A 1,536-nucleotide genomic window follows, 5' to 3' on the forward strand; every position below is an offset into this window, starting at 1 on the left:
CAGCGGCTGCCCCCCGAAGAAATGCTGCACGGCGTTCGGGCTGACGAACATCAGGGCCCGGAAACGGTCCGCCTGCGCGCGCGCCTGGGCCAACCGGGCGCGCAATGCCGGGTCGGCGACCGCCTGGATCTCGATCAGGGGCAGGGCCTCGGCCCGGATGCCCCGGCCCTGCAACTGGTGCACCCAGTGCGCAGCCTCGCGCGCGGGGCGGGTAACGATGGCGCGCGCCGCAGCCACGGCCTGCTTCAGGCGGCGCCTGCGGCCCGCAGCCGTTCGGCCACCTGCAGGCCCAGCGCCTCGGCCTGCGCCAGCGTCTCCACCCGGGCCTGTCCCTGGGCGCGCGCCAGGGGCAGGCGCCCTTCGAGGTCGCCCCAGGCGGCGTGCAGCTCCAGCTCCTGGCCGTGCCAGCGGCCGTGCGCGGCCAGCGGCATGGAGCAGCTGCCCCCCATGGCCCGGCTCACGGCACGCTCGGCCGCGACGGCCAGCCAGGTGGCTTGGTGCGCCAGCGGCGCCAGGGCCCGCAGCAGGTCCTCGCGCCCGGCGCGCACCTCGATGCCCAGCGCGCCCTGGCCGGCGGCGGGCAGCATCTGCTCCGGCGAGAACAGGGCGCGGATGCGTTCGTGCATCCCCAGCCGCTTCAGACCGGCGGCCGCGAGGACGATGGCGTCGTACTGGCCCTCGTCGAGCTTGCGCAGCCGGGTGTTCACGTTGCCGCGCAGCGGCTCGATGCGCAGGTCCGGGCGCAGCGCCTGCAGCAGCACCTGGCGGCGCAGGCTGGACGTGCCGATCACGCCGCCCGGCGGGACCGCGTCGAGCGAGGCGTGGCGCGGCGAGACGAAGGCATCGCGCGGGTCCTCGCGCTCCATGACACAGCCCAGCACGAAGCCCTCGGGCAGTTCCATGGGCACGTCCTTGAGCGAGTGCACGGCGATGTCGGCACGCCCCTCCTCGAGGGCGACTTCCAGTTCCTTCACGAACAGGCCCTTGCCGCCGACCTTGGAGAGGGTGCGGTCCAGGATCTGGTCGCCGCGGGTGGTCATGCCCAGCAAGCCGACCTCGTGCCCGCGCGCGCGCAGCCGCTGTTGCACGTGCCGAGCCTGCCACAGGGCCAGCTGGCTCTCGCGGGTGGCGATGACGATGGACGGGGGCGTGGCGGAAGGGGTCGGTTGCATGGGAGGAGGGCGGGCTGGGGGAGGGCTCAGGGCCGCTGGGCAGGGGCCCGGGGCCGGGGCGGCACCCGCCAACTGTACAGGGTCCGGTGGGCCGCCAGCGCGGAAATCCGCTGTGGCGCGGGTGCCCGCCGCGCGCGGTGCCCCGTCGCGATGGCTGCTGTTGCGGAGCCCGGAGCGTCCGCCACCGGCGGCTGCGCGCGCTGCGCCAGGCGCGGGCAGGGGTGCTAGCATGTTGCGCCGCAACAGCCGCGCCGGGGCGTTGTGCCGACCCACCGTCCCTGCCTCGGCGCCCCAGGAGATCCGCGCGCATGAGTGCCCCAGCCCCCGAGACCGCCCCGCCCGCCGCGCCGGCCCCCGCCGCGCG

General features: G+C 76.1%; 2 protein-coding genes. Both read right to left on the minus strand.

Annotated features, from left to right (window positions below; all coding sequences use genetic code 11):
• The coding region (locus A612_RS16000) for a uroporphyrinogen-III synthase (protein ID WP_040437232.1) at nt 1-237 on the minus strand (237 nt) is incomplete at its 3' end.
• 8 nt (nt 238-245) lie between these two features.
• The gene (gene hemC / locus A612_RS16005) at nt 246-1,172 is read right to left on the minus strand and encodes a hydroxymethylbilane synthase (RefSeq protein ID WP_019375436.1); all 927 of its coding nucleotides are present in this window, start codon (nt 1,170-1,172) and stop codon (nt 246-248) included.
• Nucleotides 1,173-1,536: the final 364 nt, after the last annotated feature.

The sequence above is a fragment of the Melaminivora alkalimesophila genome (assembly GCF_000282995.1).
Classification (GTDB): Bacteria; Pseudomonadota; Gammaproteobacteria; order Burkholderiales; family Burkholderiaceae_C; genus Melaminivora; species Melaminivora alkalimesophila.